We start from the raw sequence: 18,691 nt of genomic DNA, 5'->3' as shown, positions 1-18,691 counted from the left end.
ACATGAAACCTCTTCAGTTGAACCCTATGCACCTGTGTTATGCAGGTCTGCTTTTCGTTTTACTACAAGCTTGTAATGGTGGCGCTAATCAGCAAAAATCAGACTCCACCAGGAAAGAACAAACGTATCCGGAGCAAAATAAAGCGACACCACCGCATAAAACTGATAGTCCTTATAAAGCTCCCGAATACAAACCGAACGAACTGGTGATCTACTTTAGAAAAACGCCTACACCGGCCGACATCATCGCACTCAAAACCCGTATTAACGCTTATATTGGCAACGGTTCAGACAGTATCCGGATTCAACGTTGTAATAGTTGTACGGCAGTAGTGGAATTATGGCAGGCCCCCGATATACACACATTTGTTCATGCTGACGGTGTAAAAGGCGGTGCCAGCACCGGCGGAGGCTCCAAAGGTGTGGGAGAAGATTCACTGGCTTATTACACCCAGAATTACCATGTAGACATCCCAATGGAACCATATACACCTGCCGATATCAAAAGGAAACTACCTCCGGCTGCCAATAACGGCGGCGATAACATTATCGTGGCTTTGCTGGATACCGGCGTAGATACTACCATCAGCTTTGCCAGCTACCTTTGGACCAACCCTGCTGTGGATCGAAACTGTTACACAGATGACCTCCATGGCTGGAATTTTGTGGACCACAACGCCAATATCCAGGATAATAATCCATCGGCTCACGGTACTATCATCAGCCAGTTTATCATCAATGAATTCCAACGGCGACCAGGTAATAACCTGCAGCTCATGGTGCTGAAAACACATGATAGCAATGGCAATGGCAATTTATTTGACATCATTTGTGCCCTGAATTATGCCGCCAGCAAACATGCTAACGTCATCAATGCGAGCTGGGGATTCTATAGTAACTATAGTTTTCCATCTCCCTACTACCCTATTGATTCCCTCATTACAAAAGATCTGGCAACACGCGGCATCCTGTTTATAACAGCCGCCGGCAACAGAATAGAGGCAGAAGATAATAAAGCCAAACTAAGTGGTATTAAGGAAACAGATTTAAGGGATCTGAAAGACCATCATTTTTTCCCAGCCTGCCTTGGTGGCACTAATAATAACATCCTGGTAGTAACTACCGTTAACGACACTACGGTAAGTCCTACGCAAAATTATTCGGACAGCCTGGTGGATCTGGGTGTGAAAGCAGATCTGGCAGCAGACGGCTTTTTGAAGTTCAAAGTACCCCTCACATTAAATGAGGCGTATATCTCCGGCTCTTCTTTCGCTACTGCTATCGCTACAGGTAAGATAGGCGCCATCTGCAAGCAAGCATTATACAAGAAAGATCTTACTAAAACATCATTCATCACCGCTCTTGGTACTGCCGTCCAAACAGCACCCAGGCTAATTGCTAAAAAACAGGTCCGTGAAGGACGATATATAAGACCCAGATAAAGTATGCGCGATGGCATGCATGTAATCATCACCAGAAAAATATTATACAGGCAACTGCTGATACTTTGCTGCCTGTTGAGCCCTTTCTATGCGTCTTCCCAATGCCCTGCACCGGCGGTGTTCATTGATCGTATTACTGCTATTGAACAGAATAATGATACCAGCAACGAAACAAAAATACAACAACTGGACTCGCTGCTAAAACTTTGCCGGCAATGTCATCCCGTCAAAGACAGCGTATATGCACGGATTGTACATCGCCTGGGAAATCTTTACCGCCTGCAGGGCGACTGGGTAAAAGCTATTCGCTATACCAGGGAGGCCATAGATGTTAACAGCCATAGTAAAGGTGCGCAACCATCCTTTCTGGCCAACAGCTATTTCAACCTCGGTTTGTTCTATAATACGTTGTACCTATACCCTGAGTCGCTTCATTATTTTGATAGCTGTATCCTCATTGGTGTAAAGTACCCGGAGAAAACAGCCATTGCCATGCTGGCATTTGAAAGAAAAGCTTTTTCACTTTACGGCACTGGAGACTATCAGAAAAGCATTGAAACCGCCGATATGGGCATAGAAGTAGCTGCACGCAAACAGGACACCCTGTCTGAAGTGGCATTGCTGGCGCAGAAAGCACAATCACAGGTGGCACTCAACGATACGGTAGCTGCCACACGAAACATCCGTAGCGCCTTACAAATATTACCTGCCAATGCTCCTCCTGAACACCAGGCCACCTGTTTTACCATCTATGCCGGTATCCTGGGCAAGGAAAAAAAATTCAAAGCCGCGATTGCTTTTTATCAACAGGCATTCCAGGTAAATCAACGGCTGGAGCGCTGGGACCAATGTGCCCTGAATATGCTGGACATGGGTTATCTGTGCAACGATGAAATGAAAGATGCAGTTGGGGCTATCCGCTATTACCAGCAAGGCATACAGCTGGCCGTAAAATCAGGCGACCCATATGTGCTGGCCGGCGTATATAATAACCTCGGCTCCGCCTACTGGCGGCTACATCAGTACCCAAAAGCACTGCGTTACTATCAGAAAGGACTGAATGCACTACCAGTGCATTTCACGGATACCACCCTGCAAAGCAATCCTGATGATCAAATGCTAAAAGGGATTGCCAACGATTATTATGTATCCACGCTGTTAGCCAATAAGGGAGAATCCTTGCTGGCAATGTACCACACCTCAAAAGACAGCATGTGGCTGCATGATGCCCTACGCGCATTTCTGGCCGCGGATAAAGCAGTTGACCTGATGCGCTGGAAACAATATGGCGATCCTTCCCGGTTATTCTGGCGAAACCAAACCCGGAAAATGTATGAACAGGCCATTGAAACCTGCTACCTGCTCCAGAACACTACCGCAGCGTTTCATTTCTTTGAAAAAAGCCGGGCCGTATTACTGAATGATAAACTAAATGAATTAGGCGCCAGGAAGTATTTGTCAACTGCAGACATTTCCAACGAACAAACATTGCGTATACATATTATCTCATTGCAGCAACAACTGGATTTGATCAAACCCAATACGCCTGCGTATCAGCAAACTTATACACAACTACTCAACGCCCGTGACGCATTGGAAAGAGCCATCAAAGACCTGGAAAAAAAATACCCCGCTTATTATCAATATAAATATGACACGGTAGTTTATACAGTATCGGATATACGAAAATATTTATCGGCTCATGGAAAATCACTGGCGGAATATTTCACCACAGACAGTTCCGTATATATGTTGTCTATTTCTGCCACTGAATGCAAACTGCTGAAAACAGTCTTTAACAGCCGGGATGTACTGGAGCTTATGCAACTATGCACCACTGCTTCTATGCGGGAACAGCAATACCAGCGCTATCACCTGCTGGCATATCAGCTATATAAACAACTGTTTAAACCATTACAACTCTCAGATAGCAGCATCATCATATCTCCGGATGAATACCTGCTTCCGTTTGAAGTACTACAATCAGACCCTGCTGACCCAATGAGCTTCCTGGTGAAACGTTATGCCTTCAGCTATACTTATGCCGCCCGTTCTTTAATGAAAATACCGCCGGAAAGTGCTGCAGGCAGCCATGGCTTCCTGGGTATTGCACCCGTAAACTATGCTCCGCACCTACAGCTGACCGCGCTTACAGGGGCAGACCTTTCTCTGCAAAACATCCGGCAATATTATCATACGCCGCTTTGCCTTTCAGCAGCAACCGCCACACGCCAGCAATTTCTCACTCATTTGCCCGGGAGTCGCATCGTACAACTGTATTCACATGCCAGTGCCGGCAACCAGGATAAAGAGCCAGTCCTATACCTCGCAGATTCTGCCCTTTACCTCTCAGAACTCCAGCTGGTGCAGGACTCCGTTACTGCCCTCATTATCCTGTCGGCCTGCGAAGCCGGCATCGGCCAGCATGCCAGAGGAGAAGGGGTACTAAGCCTGGCACGGGGCTTCACCCTTACCGGAATTCCTGCAATTATTACTACGCTGTGGCAGATTGACAATAAAGCCACTTACGAATTAACAGAGCAATTTCATCGCCTGCTGAGTCAGGGGCTACCCAAAGACATAGCCTTGCAGCGAGCCAAGCTGCAATTCCTGGCAGATCATGATAACAGTAACCAGCCCCCTTATTTCTGGGCTGCCAGCATCCTGCTGGGAGATACGACCCCTTTACAGGAACCATCCCATACAAAAGACACCCCCATCTCCCTTTTTATATCTGCCGGAATCCTCCTGCTCCTGTTTGCATACCTGTTATACCGGAAACTAAAATAAACCGCTTTCATTTGTTTCCCTCCCCCATTTACATCGCGACTAATAAGGTTAGATTATAATGATGTATGCATTCATATTATTCATCTAACAATAATAAAGTCATGAGACAACTATTATCCATATGGATATTATCGGCGGTACTGCTGATTACCACAGGCAGTTGTAAAAAAGATGCTGCCACGAAACCCGGAACTAAACCAACCTCCTTAAAAAATACCATATGGACCGGAGAATACCAGGACCCCAACAAACCTCCGTTTCCCTATAGTATGGAATTCACTACTGATAACACCGTAGTTCTTCGCAATGCTTATGGTGAACATACCGGTACCTACCGGTTTGAACCGCCCACCATTGTGCTTGATTTTCCTGATATGACGGCCACATTTAGTGCCCAGGTAGTAAACAGCGAGCGGTTCACTCAATTTAAAAACACCGCAGCACAGGACTGGCATTTCCTCAGCGGCACACTTAATAAAACCACCGGCCAAATATTAGATAATACCACCTGGATCGGCAACTATACACCCGGCGGAACTTATGGTGATTTTCAACTGGACTTAAAACCGCTTTTAAAAGCCAGCAAAGTATTTAAAACCAATCTGCAAAACGGTACCTATGTAAGAAAAGCAGGTACCCTGAATATTCAATGGACCGCGCCTAACAATACATACAGAGAGTTTTGTGTATTGTCTGCCGATACTATAAAAGGCTTGCTAGTGAGCGATGCCAATTGGAATACGTTTACACTCACCAAACACTAATTTTTTTCATCTCATTCAACACTATAAAACAATAGATATGAAAAAGCTCATCAAATCAATTTACCTGGTAGCCATCAGCTGCCTGTTAATATTTACCGGTTGTAAAAAAGGAGACGATGGACCAGCCGGAGCAACAGGCCCGGTGGGACCAGCCGGACCTGCAGGACCAGTGGGCACGGCCAATATCATCTATTCTTCCTGGATGGATACGAATCCCTGGACTAACTCCACTACCTCTCTTGGAGCGGGGAAAAAAACCTACTATTTTGATATCGCCGCACCTAAAATTACAGCCGATATTATTGACAAAGGAACGGTGTTAGTATATGTTAAGTTCATTTCTGATCCGGATGGCGTCGGGATCGCCAAATTACTGCCGAGTATTTATTATAACATAGGAGGAGCAGATATTCAATATCGCTTTCAATACGGTTTATTCCTCAATAAAATAAGAGTGATCTGCGATATAATACCAAATGGACTTCCTTCAAGCAATAACAAAATCAGGTACATTATTATTCCCGGTGGTGTACCCAATGCACGCACCGCCGATTATACCAAAATGAGTTATAGCGAAGTTTGCCAGCTTTATAATATAGGTGAGTGAACACCCAGCTAAAGGGCCGGTCATATTGAAGTATCTAAAAAGGGGCTACCTTTTTAGATACTTCAATATGACCGGCCCTCTGCAAATCACTCCGATCCAAAAACTTCTTCCTATCATTCCTCACTTTCTTTTTTTGAAAATAACATCATCAATAACCCAAATAACGCGAAGAGGGCCCCACACCATAGATTGAGACCTCCTTCTCCATGAAAAAACTGATATGCCAGTAGCAGACATCCGGCCAGAAAAAAGAAAAGACCGATGACAAAACGGAGGTCCAGGAATCTGTTCATATATTTCATTAATAGAAAATGATGTTCTTCATTACCTGGCAGTTGAAGCAGGCAAGATAGCCAGATCATCCCTGTAAGAGGTTAACAATTCTATCTAAAACATTAATTATATTTGCACAAATCCATTTTTATACACAAAATTCTATCAATAATATTACGATACAGGTCATGAAAGCGAGATTAATGGATACCGGTTTAGGTGCAGACAGGCAACTTCGTGTTAAGTATGTAGACAAATCCTACCTTGATTCCCACTTTCATTTTCATGATGCCTGCGAAATGGTATTGATTGAAGAGGGATATGGGAAGAGAATTGTAGGAGATCATGTAGATGATTTTGAAGAAGGAGACCTGGTACTCATGGGCCCTAATCTGCCGCATATCTGGCAGAACGACAATATCTTTTTCCAGCAGCACCGGCATTTGCGGGTCAAAGCCACGGTACTTTATTTCGCGCCTTCCATGGTATTGAACCTGGTAGCAGGTACAGAAGCAGCGCAGGCCGTAGAACGATTGTTCACCAACGCCTGTCGTGGCCTTCGCTTCAGAGGCCATGCACATGCCCTGCTGGTAAAAAAGATAGGCGCCATCGTAGCATCGGAAGGACTCAAAAAGATTTCCCACTTCCTGAATATGATAGACTTCCTTTCAGAATCGGCAGATTATGATTATCTCGCCAGCAATGCCTATCAAAATGCGCTCACCAGTAAGGATGCCGGCCGGTTTAATGATGTATATCAATATGTGATCACCAACTTCCACCAGGAAATTACCCTGGATACAATTGCCGGAATAGCCAAAATGTCTCCCACGGCTTTCTGCCGTTACTTCAAAGCGCGCACACAAAAGTCATTTGTGCACTTTTTACAGGAAATCCGTGTATCCCATGCATGCAAATTACTCCGGCAGAATGAACTCCCCATTATGCAGATATGCTTTGAAAGTGGCTACAATAACCTGGTCAACTTTAATAAGTGTTTCAGGAATATAACTTCCATGAGTCCTTCAGAATATAGAAAAAGTATTCAAAAGGGGAATAGCGATCAACACAACTAAATCAACCACGTTTTCTTATCTTAATGAAAAATTGAGGGAATGAATATATCTGCTACTTTGCTCTCACTTCAACAAGGAACAAACATACCATCTCTCCGGACACACTTTAAACGGGTGCCATTGGTAGCCATATGGTTGCTAACAGTTGTTTGTGCCACAGCAAAGCAGAGAGATGATTCCACCATAGTAAATACCCAGGTGCCTGTTAGTGACACCACCCATCTGAGCTTTGTAAAGCGTGCACAAAAAGCGGGGCTAAAACTCAACCAACAGTACATTAGTACGTTTGCCGAAGAAAGAATTGCGCTGAAGCAGGAGAAAATAATGGACGCGACAAAAAAGACGATGGAAAAGGCAAAGAGATATTTGCGGAGCGGAATCGACACAAGTGGTATCAGGACTGAGCTGGAAAATATTAAAAAATGGTCGGCCATTGCAGGCGATGGAATTTTCACCAACGGAGGAACCGCACATTCATACAGGAATCTCACTACTTCATATAATCTACTGCTCGTATTACAGAAAAAGCCACGAACTTAAAAAACGTAATCGATAAACATCATAGTGCCCTTGTCAACTTCCGGTACAATATAGATTCCCTTTCCACAGACCCTTCCATCGTTCAATTTCCTGATGATTCGGCAAGATTAATCAGTTACATCAAAAAAATTGCCATCCTGGCAAATGGTATCGGACCGGTGGATAGCTTGAGAGAACTGGTCTTGGCAGCTGGCTATTACTTATCCGCATATCTATCATCACAATAGGCGTATTGTTTGCTTTTGCCGCCGCAGGTATACCGATGGACAAGATCGCTATTATACTGGGCGCATTAGGCGTAGGTATTGGTTTTGGCCTTCAAACACTTGTAAACAATCTCGTGAGTGGGCTCATTATTGCTTTTGAGAAACCGGTAAACGTTGGGGATATTGTAGAAGTCAACGGGCAAACCGGTGCGATGAAATCCATTGGTTTCAGAAGCAGCATCATTGCCACCTGGGATGGACCCGATATGGTGATTCCCAACGGAGATCTCCTCAACTCCCGGCTGCTTAACTGGACGCTTGGAGGCAACAAACGGCGTATGACCCTGGTGGTGGGCGTGTCGTATAACACGGATCTGGAAAAAGCAAAAAGTATATTGATGGAGATTTTAAACACCGAAGAACGGATAATTCATGCACCGGCACCTATCGTGCTGTTCAAGGATTTTAACAACAGTTCCATTGATATCAACTTGTTTTTCTGGGTGCGTCACTTCAGAGACGGTGTCAGTACCAAAAGCGATGTTATTGCTGCTATCACTACAGCATTTAGAAAAAATAAAATAGAAATTCCGTTTCCTCAGCAGGATGTACATATTTTCAGAACAGATAATGAATCTGAAACGCAATAAACCGGATAAGCTGCGTTACTCAGGCAATAGAAGATCTTTCCCCTAGTTGCTGATCCATCAATGAATATAGGTCATTAGCCTGATACGGTTTTATAAGGCACTCATTAGCGCCTGCCTTTAAAATATCTTCTTTTTCCTGGGTAAATACCCTGCCGGTAACCACTATTACCGGTAACTTGCTGTATTGGGGGTCAGCACGAAGCAGCTGCAGCATCTCTACGGCGCCCATTACCGGCATATCGGAATCTGTTATCACCATATCAGGATGTTCTTCATGAATGATCCGCAATGCTTCCTTTCCATCTTCTGCGCATAACACCTCTGCCCCATTTTTCTTTACAGTGGATTTTAGAAGATACAGGCTCATAGGGTTATCTTCCACAACAAGTATCTTATACCCCTTGAAGTTATATTTATTTACAGGCCTGGAGATGACTTCTGCTTCTGAAATAACCAGCGGGAAATAAAATGAGAAAATGGTATTGGCATCATCGCATCTGGCTTCAATCTTTCCTCCCAATTTCTCCAGCAGGGACTTGGTGATAAACAGCCCTAATCCGGTACCTTCAATTCTATTGCGCTTCACGCCTGAAAAAGGTTTAAAGAGATTATCCAGTTCCTGGGGAGCAATAACGCCCGGATTGGTGATATCACAATAAATTCTATAATTTTCAGCGTATACTTTTATATGGATAGTGCCTTGTTTACAGGTATATTTAATAGCGTTGGAAAGCAGATTATTGAAAATCTTTGTGAGTGATAATTTATCGAAGCTGATATATTCGGGGAGATCATTCCCAAAATTCAACTGGATCTTCTTCTCCTCATAGTTGGCTGTTTCCTGGGGAATTTTAACCAGTTCGGAGATGCTACTTTTCAGGGGAATTTTCTCAAATAAATTATCGATTTCATATCCTGCTTCTATCTTGGAAAGATCCAGTACATCATTGACAATGCGTAGTGTCTGAAATGCGGCAGCATAGAGGCAGTCAATTCTTTTCAGGGTATCCGGATTCTGAATTGTTTCTTTATCCTCATAAAGTAACTGCGCCATACCAAATACAGCATTGAGCGGAGTTCTCAGCTCATGAGATGTTTCACGTACATAAATGCTTTTAGATAAATTTGCCTTCTCCAAGGCTTCATTCTTTATTGAAATGATGCGTAATAAGGCTCTGTAATAATCTTCGTAAAGTAAAATAACGATGGCATTCAAAGTAATGCCAATAGGAAATACCACTGCTCTGACAGAGAACTTATTATCCTTAACCATCTGGAAAGGATGAATAAAATCCAGTCGCTGGTTCAGTTCTATACCAATCAGTGAAATGGCGGTAATAGAAATACAGATAATTCTTTCATGCCTTTTTTCAAATAGCAGAAAAGATAAGCCTACCATGAAAAAGCCTACCTGTTGCACACCGGCATCACCATCCAGTTTTACGCCGAAGTAAACGATGGCGATGTTGTGAATTAAATAAAAAAGTAAAGCAGCTAAGGAGTAATGATGATTTCTGTTCAGGGCCACTACCCAGGCAAATACACCTGCTTCAATGAAACCGGCAAACACAATATTAATGTCAGGAATAAAACAAAAGTAAAAAAGTAAAGTTCCGGAGACAGCAAAGAAAGCCGTAATAAAAGAGATGATGTTAATCGTCTTCACATTTCGCTGCTGATGGTCTGAAAGTGCTGCTGTGACACCAATACTAAATACCGGCTTATTTAAAACGGTTTTGGCTACTTTAATGGCTTTTTCAAAATGTGGTGTAACGAAATCGATGAGGGAATTGGTGGGGGGCTGCATGGATTTAAATTTATGTATATAAAAAAAATCTACTCCTAACCGCCTAGGAGTAGATAAAGTAATAAAAAAAATCCATCTATCCTGTTAATACGATGTTAATAGAAACGGTTTAATGCTCTCAAACTGCTCTGCGTACCTATACGTTTTCTCTGACCAGAGTTTATTCCCCAGGATCATCTGCTTTAAATTATCCATGTAAAGCTGGTAATGGTAGCTATGCGTTTCTCCGAAATCGGGTGGCGTGTCACACAATGCTATAAATGCCTTCATTTCATCATTGTGGATCTGCGCTGCCATGTTGTAGGCATCTTTCAGGTTCTTCTTATACTCATCTTTAATCACCAGCACCAGGTTCATGTACTCGTTGTCCTGGTACTCCTTTGCGGCGGAATAATAATCATTTGCCCAGGCCATGATCCGGGTGGCGAGTTTCCTTAAGCGGAAGTTGTGTGGATGGCTATAAATATGATGAGGTAATATCACGCCGGCAGACAGTTCCACCCAGCCCATCAGTTGAAATAGCCCTACCAGGTCTTCCCGCAGAATCATGTAATAATCTACCGTGGGGTAGTGTCCGGTGGCATTGAAGTAAGAGCTGGCAATGATGGAATCAAAAAACTTCTTTACATCATGTATATAACGGTTCAGCCATTCCGGCGAAGAGATCGCCAGTAACTCAGCGCGCAATATTTCAAACTGGTGCAGCACATCATTCTCCGGCTTAATAGCATGGCCTTCCAGCGTTAAAATGGCTTCTTCGCAGTAGCCTTGAATTTCATGGGCATTTTTCCCAAATCCGTGTAAATCATCAAAAACAAAAAAAAGCAAAATGTGACGCCCCGCTGCTTCTAACATTTGCCGGGATGCCCGCGGGAAAAAAAGACAGGTCAATTCCCCGAATGCAGACTTTTTAAATGACTCCTTTAAGTTGTCCGGCAAGGAGCGGTATTCATCTGTCCATTCTTTTACTTTTGTTTCCATGTGGCCGGAGAAGCCGCCATCAATGGGTTCAAATGGGCAATAGAGGGGCTCAAGACTTAGTGCAGTCATGTCATTTACTGTTACCATAGTAAATTGGATTTTAAATTGGTTAGGAAAATAATAGTAAACTTCTGTTACTGAATTCTGAAGACGGTTGAGGATATAGTACTTCGCATATAATTCGAGTTCTGAAGTAATTTATTCCAATTCCTTGTCCATTTTAGCTTTTTTTTGATGGCACTTCACCTGAAAAGGCTTACCAATACGTAAATAAAATACATCTAAAAGAATACGTATATTTTTAATTGAATATGTAATAATTGTAATTTGCGGGCGGGTAATGGATGGGACGAGTGTGACGTAAATTAAATTACAAATAACCCGTGCATTTGATTTGCAGAAGGAATGCCCTGTAAAGAGAGGAAAAACTAAAATAAGCAAATGGAAAATACCCGCACACCAAATGAAATGCTGCAGCTCATTAAAGAATATATGAACACGCCGGGATATGTTCATTGCCCGGAGCCTATACCGATTGAAGAATCAACTTCCTATATCATTACGCAGCCTGTTCACGTACTGGTATCATTGGTGGAGCAGCTTATTGCCGCAAATGACATTGCATCAATGGAAATGATAGCAGAATTTTTCAGAGGAGAAGGGCATTTTTACGGGCATGTCCCACACGATGACACCTTGCTGGAATTGATGATGCGATATGCCATCACGCTTCCTGACCAACCGGGCATTTTTACTGATGCTAATTTCATCCGGTACCTAAAGACATTATATGATCTTATCTTTCATCAGGTACATTTCGATGATGAGTATCCGGAAGGTCTGCGGACGCTTTATTTCCAGATGAATCTCCGGATCATGGATACATCACTTATTCCGCTTAGTAATATTACCACGCAAGGAATGGATTGGTCTTACAGTCAGTGCATTTATTTTATCGAAATGAAATCCTGGTGTTACACAGAGCGGCAACCAGCATTTCTGGAGTTATGGGCGAAATACCAGGAACACCTGGCATTAAATAACGAGGCTATTGTAGCAGAAGATTGGCAGAAAAGCTATGATCATATTATGGAGATAGAAACGGAGGAAGAATAGCGCCATCCTCGCCAGCACATCAAATGCTGGCGGGACGTCCTATCGCCTTTTGAATGAATGGCACTACCGTCACATTCACCAGGTACTTTGCAATAAATACCGCCTGTTTAAGCTTGTTATCGCTAAACATACTCAGCATCGTCTTTAACGCGCCAGGCCGATGCATCCATCTGGTATTGAACATCGTGTCCTTTCCGATTTTAGCGAACCTGGTAAACATTTGCTTTTCATAATGGGCAATAGCCGCTCTGGTATCTGTGAAAGAAGAATCCGTGAGTGCCTCACTGAGTTGCAATGCATCTAACATGGCCATATTTACGCCTTCTCCTGCAAAGGGAGGCATCCAGTGAGCAGCATCGCCCAGGAGGGTAATATTCGGTTTGGCTTCCCATTTTTGATCTAAGGGCATGCAATATTGCGGACGTGGAATGAAAAGTGTGTCTTCACTTTCAAACAATTCCCACCACACATCGCTCCATTCAGCAAACTCCTTTTTAAACCACGCTAATACCTGTTTGTGATCTTTGAAGTCAATCCCACTGTTTTTAGCCCAGTGTTCTTCTGATTTAAAACTGAGGGCAAATCCAAAACTACCGTCTCCTTTTGAGCTAACGATCAGCGTCTTTTCATTACCATAGGCGAATATTTTCCCGCCTTTTAATAACTGGTGAATAACAGGGGCTGTTTTGGCGGCATCTTTAATAGCGCCTTCCAGCATGGTGATACCTACCCATAGTGGCTTGATATCCGTTACATAGTGCCTTATCTTTGAGTTGGCGCCGTCTGCACCAATAACCAGGTCCACAATGGCTGTATTCCCATTTGCCAACACTATTTTCCATTGATCCTGTATAGGGCTGACTGCCAGGATATGACTATCCCACTCAACGGTATCCGGCTGTAACGAATGGAGTAAAATTTCCCGCAACGGCCCGCGGTCTATTTCCGGGCGGTGCCCTTTGTCACCAAAATTCTCCGTGCGTCCTTCGCTATGCTGATCTGAGTAAATTTTCGCCTCATGATCTATCACTCTGACCATTTCTGCTCCCGGGCGATAACTGGCTTTAAATTCCTCCATCAAACCAGCTTTTGCCAAAGCGGCCAATCCTGATTCCGTATGCAGATCAAGGGCGCCACCCTGAATTCTTACGTCTTTATTAAGATCCCTTTCGTACACTTTTACATCTGCACCTTTAAGCTGTAAAAGGCGTGCTAACGTCAGGCCACCGGGCCCTCCGCCAATAATTGCTATCTTTTTCTGTTGAATGTTCATGCCTGATTTGTTTTGACAATACAAAACTACTCCTTAGGCAAGGCTGATAATAGTATAAATCGGCCGTTTGAGTTTTTGAATAACTCCTTAGGCACCACCCCGGAGAACTTCTTTATCTCTTTAATAAAATGAGTTTGGTCGGTAAAGTCCTGCTCTGGAAAAAGCCGGCCTTCTTTGATATGGTTCAATGATGCCCGGAAGCGTAAAATATTACAGAATGCTTTTAAAGAAATGCCGAATTGCCCATTAAAGTAACGGTTGATCTGTCTGCTGCTCCAAAATACCTTTTCCGATAATTCTTTTACCGATAAAGCACCATTGGAAGTATAGATCAGGTCAAATAAATTTTTCTTCCTGCTGTCGATCTCGGGTTTAATTAAGGTGAGCATTTTGGCAACAACCTTACCACATAAGCTGTCAAAATCAGCCAGATCTTCTTTTGTAATATCCCAGAAGTTATCCGGCAGGATCTGGGCGCCATTTAATGCAGCAGCCACTTTGAAATTAAGCAGGTATTCGATGGCCAATAATTTAAAGCTGATAGCAAACATCACCTGCTTGGCGGGAATGGCGTGCTGTCCCGGTTCGGTATCTAGCCCTCTCAGTATAGCACGAAAAGATTCTTCATCGGAGTAAGAAAAAATAATATCAAACCTTCCGTCAGGTAAAACAACAATCTCTTTTTGCTGCCCCGCAGCATTTTCTAGCATCCAAAAACTTTCCACAAAGTCAAACAGCGGTGGAGAAGGTTTTTGGATTTTGAAGATGATATTGGTTTCCAACAGTAATGATCTTTGTCTTTTATAAAGATAGACAAATAAGCGTGTCTGGAAATTTATTCCAGGCTACAGCAACCAGGAGAAGTGTACAACACTTTCTTCTTTTGTAAAGTTGGTCCGGCGGTAAAAGTCCAGGGCCGCATCATCATCACTGTGCGCCGGAACATACACTTCTTCAAAACCTCTTTCCTTACAGTATCCTGTTAAGAAACTGATAAGTGCCTTACCAATCCCTTTCCGCTGAAAATCGATCAAAACCGCCAGATCATATATATAGGCCAACGGCTTTTCAACATAATACTGATGAAGTGTATAGGCAGTCAATCCCCCCAGGACCGTATTGTTCGCAATGGCCACTGCCACCAAAAAATCTGGGTTGCCCAATATGCGCTCCAGATAATTCCTATCGGGCTTAACGAAAGCCGGCATTTCAAAAACTTCTTCAAAAACATTTAACAACGCCACAAAATCATCAACATCCTGATGCGATAGCATTTTAACGGTTATATTCATTTATTGTGATAATTTTAAAAGGACCCGGTGATAGTCAGATCCCAATTATATGCGTTAAATCCCATAAATGCAAAAAGGGATGATCATAAGATCATCCCTCTTGCGAATCGTCAGGGTTTATTAATGATTGCAGGGAGGATACGGGTTGCTCGCCGTTGCCTCCGGCCTGCATAGTTTATCATTTACATCAAAAGCAGAACCGGCAGCACAGGTGTAATCTCTTCTTTGGAATCCTCCTCCGGCCATTTTTATGCAGAAAATATAGTCATGACAATTATCCGGATTAGGGAACCTGCCACTCGCCGAACAGGTAAACTCGGATATCAAAGGAGTAAAGACAGCCGGACCTGCCACCGGCCTGGTGTCCAACGACAAAAATGTATTAACAAAAGCACTACTGGTAACCGGCATTAATACTGGTTGATCGGTTAAAGAAGGAGTAGATATTGCCGATTGCGCACTTGCTACAGTAGTAATGGCAAACATGATGACAGCGAATAATAGGGTGTGTTTTTTCATAATAGGTATTTTGTTTATTACTAAATGGAAAGCCGGTATAAGAATTACAAATTAAGAATTGCCACTGCGGCACAGTATCAGTAATCTGCTTAAAATATCGTAATTTATTGGCCGGCTATATTGAAAATATAAAAGCCCGATGCTATTTAGAACATTGAACAATACTCACTCATGGTAAAGAAAATTTTAATCCTGGCAACAGGAATACTGTTACAGTTACTTTCTTCGTTTGCTGCCAACACTGAAAACGGGAAGAACCAGGAAATCAACCTGATTCCCATCCCCGTTAAAGTTGAAAACCGGACTGGCTCTTTCAATATTACCTCCGCCACCAAACTGGTAGCTGACGCATCTCTGAAAGGTATTACCGATCTGTTTGCAGCAGTATTACACGCACCCACCGGGTATCAATTGCGCCAGGCAGAAAGTGATAACAGCGGCATCCATTTTACAATCAACAGTACCTACAACCAAACGCTGGGCAATGAAGGATATATACTGGATGTAACCCCCACCAGGATCGACATCTCAGCCAATAAACCCGCTGGTCTTTTTTATGCGATGCAATCACTGATACAATTGCTGCCCAAAGAGGTGGAAAGCAGCGTGAAGGTAGAACAGGAAGATTGGACCGTTCCCTGTGTAAAAATTACAGACTACCCCCGGTTCGGCTGGCGGGGACTGATGCTGGATGTAAGCCGTCATTATTTCCCGAAAGAATCGGTAAAGAAATACATAGATCAACTTGCTAAATACAAAATGAATGTTTTCCACTGGCATCTTACAGATGACCAGGGCTGGAGAATTGAAATTAAAAGTCTGCCTGAATTAACCGACATCGGAGCGTGGCGTGCACCAAGAATGGGTACCTGGTGGACACGTGCCCCCAGGGCTAAAAATGAACCGGCTAGCTATGGTGGCTTCTATACACAGGAAGATGTTAAGGAAATTGTGAAATATGCACAAGATAGGTTTGTAACCATTATACCGGAAATAGACGTGCCTGGCCATAGCTTAGCTGCTTTAGCTGCCTACCCTAACCTGTCCTGCACGGGAGGACCATTTAACGTTAATGTTGGCAATGTCTTTTATACGAAAGAAGACAACGCACTATGTCCGGGAAATGAACAAAGCTTTGCATTTATGGATAAGGTGCTAACGGAGCTGGCTACCCTATTTCCCGCACAATATATCCATATCGGAGGAGATGAATGCTATAAGGGCTTTTGGAAAAATTGTCCAAAGTGCAAAAAAAGAATGACGGACGAAAAACTCAAAACCGTTGAAGAACTCCAGAGCTATTTCATTAAACGCATGGAAAAGATGGTTATTTCCAAAGGAAAAAAAATGATCGGCTGGGATGAAATACTGGAAGGCGGACTGGCTCCTGAGGCGACTGTCATGTCGTGGCGTGGTATCCAGGGAGGCGTTAATGCCGCGAAAATGAATCATCCGGTTATCATGACACCCGATCACAATTGTTACCTGGATCTTTACCAGGGAGATCCTGCAGGCGAACCTCCTACCTATTCTATGCTCACCTTACGCACTTGTTATAACTTTGAGCCAGTTCCGGAGGAACTAACTGATCACTCTCTGATTCTGGGAGGACAGGGCAATCTGTGGACAGAATCTGTGCCCACCTACCGCCATGCAGAATACATGACCTGGCCCCGTGCGTTTGCTTTATCGGAAGTATTCTGGTCTCAAAAAACATCCAGGAACTGGGACAGCTTTATTCATCGCATGGAAGCTAACTTAGCCCGTTATGATGTGGCTAATGTGAACTATGCACGCTCTGTATATGACGCGGCCATCAGGCCCATAAAGAAATCGGCAGATAAACCCATGCAAATTACCCTCGTCAAAGAACTGGATGATCTGGATATTTACTATACATTTGATGGTACTTTTCCGGATCGCTTTTCTTCAAAATATACAGATACACTCGATATCCCAAAAGGGGCAGATACCTTTCGGATGATCACTTACCGCAACAACCAACCTGTTGGGAAAATGATTACTGCAAGTATTAAAGAGATAGAAAAACGATCAGGTTCAAAATAGTAAAACACACTCCATTTTATTTCATCCTAAACACTGGTAAGTATGTCGGAAAATCAAACAACTGCACCATCTAACGATCGTTCAAGAAGAGATTTTATCAGGCACGCTGCCATTGGCATAGGCACTTTTATAATTGGGATGTCCCGTCCCCTGTCTTCCTTTTCCGTGGGTGCCAGAGCGCCATTGGTCGCGGCTCCTGTTAAAGCCTTTTCAATTGATTTTAACTGGGGAGAAGGTGGGCTCAATAGCTTCGCCAAACCAGGCCTATGGGCTGATGCGGATCCGGAAGAACATGTAAACTGGTATGCCGGTTTAGGCTGCAATGTTATACAGTCATTTGCCGTTTCCTGTAACGGCTATGCATGGTATAAAGGTGGCATTGTACCTGAACAACCTGGGTTGAAATACGATTTTTTAACAGAACAGGTAAAACTGGCGCATCAAAAAAACATAAAGGTATTCGGATATTTCTGCGCAGGCGCCAATACAAAATGGGGACTGGATCATCCGGAGCTGAGTTATGGAATTCCTGCAGATCCCCATATTCCGTACACCACCACGTACATTGATTACCTCTGTGCTTCCATTGAAGACGCCATTAAAGTAACCGGCATAGATGGTATTTTTATCGACTGGTTATGGAATCCGGGAACTACAATGGAACCATACCCTCCTTTGAAATGGATGGACTGCGAGCAGGTAATGTACCAGGAGCTCATGCAGCAGCCATTTCCAGGAAAAGAGAAATTAACACCTGAAAATGTATTGCAATTTCGCCGTAAAGCCATTGACAGATGCTGGAAGAAAATTAAAGCAACCGCCAATAAAGCAAACCCCGAATGTATTATCTGGTTAACTTCCTGTCAGCTTACCAGCAGGGACATTGCCGGGTCTGACCTGCTAAAGGAAGTAGACTGGATATTGAATGAAGCCGGTGATATTAAAACGACAATAGCTGTGCGTAACACGCTGGGGAAGCATGCCCGTATGGTTACCTGCCTCGCTAAATGGAATACGCAGGATCCTTTAACCATTGTACCCGCCGCCATCAAACAACAGGTTGGCCTCTACGGTTTTGCCAAACCCATCATTGGAGCTATGATGCACCCGGTAGATTACTACCTGAAAACAGCTATTCATGATCTGAAAGATGACGAAAAAAACATCGCGGTGCTGGCGCGTAGTTATAATAACCTGCCATTTTCGTATGTTAAAAAATAAGGCATCACCTGAACAAAGGCCTTTCATGAAAAAGGCCAAACAACAATATGAAAAGCCTGTAGATGAG

At 43.4% G+C, this 18,691-nt stretch carries 16 protein-coding genes and 1 pseudogene; 10 read left to right on the top strand and 7 right to left on the bottom strand.

All coding sequences use genetic code 11. The annotated features are described in order from the left end of the window. The first annotated feature begins 2 nt into the window (after nt 1-2). From AC1DCV_RS31395 to AC1DCV_RS31380, 4 genes are all read left to right on the top strand, one after another. Nucleotides 3-1,442, top strand: coding sequence for a S8 family serine peptidase (locus tag AC1DCV_RS31395; protein ID WP_477026881.1), 1,440 nt, complete (start codon nt 3-5; stop codon nt 1,440-1,442). Between the two features lie 15 nt (nt 1,443-1,457). Beyond that, on the top strand, nt 1,458-4,232 hold the full coding sequence (locus AC1DCV_RS31390; RefSeq protein ID WP_477026880.1) for a CHAT domain-containing protein: 2,775 nt from the start codon (nt 1,458-1,460) through the stop codon (nt 4,230-4,232). A 101-nt stretch (nt 4,233-4,333) separates the two neighbouring features. Continuing rightward, on the top strand, nt 4,334-4,996 hold the full coding sequence (locus AC1DCV_RS31385; protein WP_477026879.1) for a hypothetical protein: 663 nt from the start codon (nt 4,334-4,336) through the stop codon (nt 4,994-4,996). 37 nt (nt 4,997-5,033) lie between these two features. Beyond that, nucleotides 5,034-5,603 carry a collagen-like triple helix repeat-containing protein gene (locus AC1DCV_RS31380; protein WP_477026878.1) on the top strand — a complete coding sequence of 190 codons (570 nt, stop codon included), beginning with the start codon at nt 5,034-5,036 and terminating at the stop codon, nt 5,601-5,603. 113 nt (nt 5,604-5,716) lie between these two features. Here AC1DCV_RS31380 and AC1DCV_RS31375 read toward each other — a convergent pair whose 3' ends face one another. Beyond that, the gene (locus AC1DCV_RS31375) at nt 5,717-5,896 is read right to left on the bottom strand and encodes a hypothetical protein (RefSeq protein WP_477026877.1); all 180 of its coding nucleotides are present in this window, start codon (nt 5,894-5,896) and stop codon (nt 5,717-5,719) included. Between the two features lie 168 nt (nt 5,897-6,064). Between AC1DCV_RS31375 and AC1DCV_RS31370 the strand changes: the two genes are divergently transcribed. From AC1DCV_RS31370 to AC1DCV_RS31360, 3 genes are all read left to right on the top strand, one after another. Beyond that, nucleotides 6,065-6,952 (top strand): AraC family transcriptional regulator, encoded by an 888-nt coding sequence (locus AC1DCV_RS31370; RefSeq protein ID WP_477026876.1) that lies wholly within the window; start codon nt 6,065-6,067, stop codon nt 6,950-6,952. Between the two features lie 39 nt (nt 6,953-6,991). Beyond that, nucleotides 6,992-7,492 carry a hypothetical protein gene (locus AC1DCV_RS31365; protein WP_477026875.1) on the top strand — a complete coding sequence of 167 codons (501 nt, stop codon included), beginning with the start codon at nt 6,992-6,994 and terminating at the stop codon, nt 7,490-7,492. A gap of 262 nt (nt 7,493-7,754) precedes the next feature. After that, nucleotides 7,755-8,348 (top strand): mechanosensitive ion channel family protein, encoded by a 594-nt coding sequence (locus tag AC1DCV_RS31360; RefSeq protein ID WP_477026874.1) that lies wholly within the window; start codon nt 7,755-7,757, stop codon nt 8,346-8,348. A gap of 19 nt (nt 8,349-8,367) precedes the next feature. Here AC1DCV_RS31360 and AC1DCV_RS31355 read toward each other — a convergent pair whose 3' ends face one another. Both AC1DCV_RS31355 and AC1DCV_RS31350 read right to left on the bottom strand, forming a co-directional pair. Continuing rightward, entirely contained in the window at nt 8,368-10,155 is a 1,788-nt protein-coding gene (locus AC1DCV_RS31355; RefSeq protein WP_477026873.1) for a response regulator, read from the bottom strand. Nucleotides 10,156-10,239: 84 nt separating this feature from the next. Continuing rightward, nucleotides 10,240-11,223 (bottom strand): terpene synthase family protein, encoded by a 984-nt coding sequence (locus AC1DCV_RS31350; RefSeq protein WP_477026872.1) that lies wholly within the window; start codon nt 11,221-11,223, stop codon nt 10,240-10,242. A gap of 354 nt (nt 11,224-11,577) precedes the next feature. Here AC1DCV_RS31350 and AC1DCV_RS31345 point away from each other — a divergent pair, with 354 nt between their 5' ends. Further along, nucleotides 11,578-12,252, top strand: a complete 675-nt coding sequence (locus AC1DCV_RS31345; protein ID WP_477026871.1) for a hypothetical protein — start codon at nt 11,578-11,580, stop codon at nt 12,250-12,252. A 121-nt stretch (nt 12,253-12,373) separates the two neighbouring features. On the opposite strand, the pseudogene AC1DCV_RS31340 reads toward AC1DCV_RS31345, so the two are convergent. The 4 genes and pseudogenes from AC1DCV_RS31340 to AC1DCV_RS31325 all read right to left on the bottom strand — a co-directional run. Then, nucleotides 12,374-13,525, bottom strand: a pseudogene (locus tag AC1DCV_RS31340) (FAD-dependent oxidoreductase); the annotation flags it as partial. Nucleotides 13,526-13,551: 26 nt separating this feature from the next. Further along, a complete protein-coding gene (locus AC1DCV_RS31335; protein WP_477026870.1) occupies nt 13,552-14,307 on the bottom strand; it encodes a DUF6597 domain-containing transcriptional factor in 756 nt (251 codons plus the stop codon). Between the two features lie 63 nt (nt 14,308-14,370). Continuing rightward, nucleotides 14,371-14,817, bottom strand: a complete 447-nt coding sequence (locus AC1DCV_RS31330) for a GNAT family N-acetyltransferase (protein ID WP_477026869.1) — start codon at nt 14,815-14,817, stop codon at nt 14,371-14,373. Between the two features lie 120 nt (nt 14,818-14,937). Next, complete coding sequence (locus AC1DCV_RS31325) at nt 14,938-15,336, bottom strand: carbohydrate-binding module family 14 protein (RefSeq protein WP_477026868.1); 399 nt, start codon at nt 15,334-15,336, stop codon at nt 14,938-14,940. A 171-nt stretch (nt 15,337-15,507) separates the two neighbouring features. Here AC1DCV_RS31325 and AC1DCV_RS31320 point away from each other — a divergent pair, with 171 nt between their 5' ends. Beyond that, nucleotides 15,508-17,403: a beta-N-acetylhexosaminidase gene (locus AC1DCV_RS31320; RefSeq protein WP_477026867.1), complete on the top strand. Its 1,896-nt coding sequence runs from the start codon at nt 15,508-15,510 to the stop codon at nt 17,401-17,403. 42 nt (nt 17,404-17,445) lie between these two features. Next, a complete protein-coding gene (locus AC1DCV_RS31315) occupies nt 17,446-18,624 on the top strand; it encodes an alpha-amylase family protein (RefSeq protein ID WP_477026866.1) in 1,179 nt (392 codons plus the stop codon). Nucleotides 18,625-18,691 lie beyond the last annotated feature (67 nt).

The organism is Chitinophaga sp. 10T418, from assembly GCF_056394125.1.
Note: the sequence above shows the minus strand (reverse complement) of the source record. Positions and strands in the feature narration are given on the sequence as shown.

Excerpts from the sequence above, each read along its gene's own strand:
- AC1DCV_RS31325 (WP_477026868.1), bottom strand. The coding sequence starts at position 15,336 with ATGAAAAAACACACCCTATTATTCGCTGTCATCATGTTTGCCATTACT.
- AC1DCV_RS31355 (WP_477026873.1), bottom strand. The coding sequence starts at position 10,155 with ATGCAGCCCCCCACCAATTCCCTCATCGATTTCGTTACACCACATTTT.
- AC1DCV_RS31360 (WP_477026874.1), top strand. The coding sequence starts at position 7,755 with ATGGACAAGATCGCTATTATACTGGGCGCATTAGGCGTAGGTATTGGT.
- AC1DCV_RS31395 (WP_477026881.1), top strand. The coding sequence starts at position 3 with ATGAAACCTCTTCAGTTGAACCCTATGCACCTGTGTTATGCAGGTCTG.
- AC1DCV_RS31385 (WP_477026879.1), top strand. The coding sequence starts at position 4,334 with ATGAGACAACTATTATCCATATGGATATTATCGGCGGTACTGCTGATT.
- AC1DCV_RS31390 (WP_477026880.1), top strand. The coding sequence starts at position 1,458 with ATGCATGTAATCATCACCAGAAAAATATTATACAGGCAACTGCTGATA.
- AC1DCV_RS31365 (WP_477026875.1), top strand. The coding sequence starts at position 6,992 with ATGAATATATCTGCTACTTTGCTCTCACTTCAACAAGGAACAAACATA.
- AC1DCV_RS31375 (WP_477026877.1), bottom strand. The coding sequence starts at position 5,896 with ATGAACAGATTCCTGGACCTCCGTTTTGTCATCGGTCTTTTCTTTTTT.
- AC1DCV_RS31350 (WP_477026872.1), bottom strand. The coding sequence starts at position 11,223 with ATGGTAACAGTAAATGACATGACTGCACTAAGTCTTGAGCCCCTCTAT.
- AC1DCV_RS31320 (WP_477026867.1), top strand. The coding sequence starts at position 15,508 with ATGGTAAAGAAAATTTTAATCCTGGCAACAGGAATACTGTTACAGTTA.
- AC1DCV_RS31330 (WP_477026869.1), bottom strand. The coding sequence starts at position 14,817 with ATGAATATAACCGTTAAAATGCTATCGCATCAGGATGTTGATGATTTT.
- AC1DCV_RS31315 (WP_477026866.1), top strand. The coding sequence starts at position 17,446 with ATGTCGGAAAATCAAACAACTGCACCATCTAACGATCGTTCAAGAAGA.
- AC1DCV_RS31370 (WP_477026876.1), top strand. The coding sequence starts at position 6,065 with ATGAAAGCGAGATTAATGGATACCGGTTTAGGTGCAGACAGGCAACTT.
- AC1DCV_RS31380 (WP_477026878.1), top strand. The coding sequence starts at position 5,034 with ATGAAAAAGCTCATCAAATCAATTTACCTGGTAGCCATCAGCTGCCTG.
- AC1DCV_RS31345 (WP_477026871.1), top strand. The coding sequence starts at position 11,578 with ATGGAAAATACCCGCACACCAAATGAAATGCTGCAGCTCATTAAAGAA.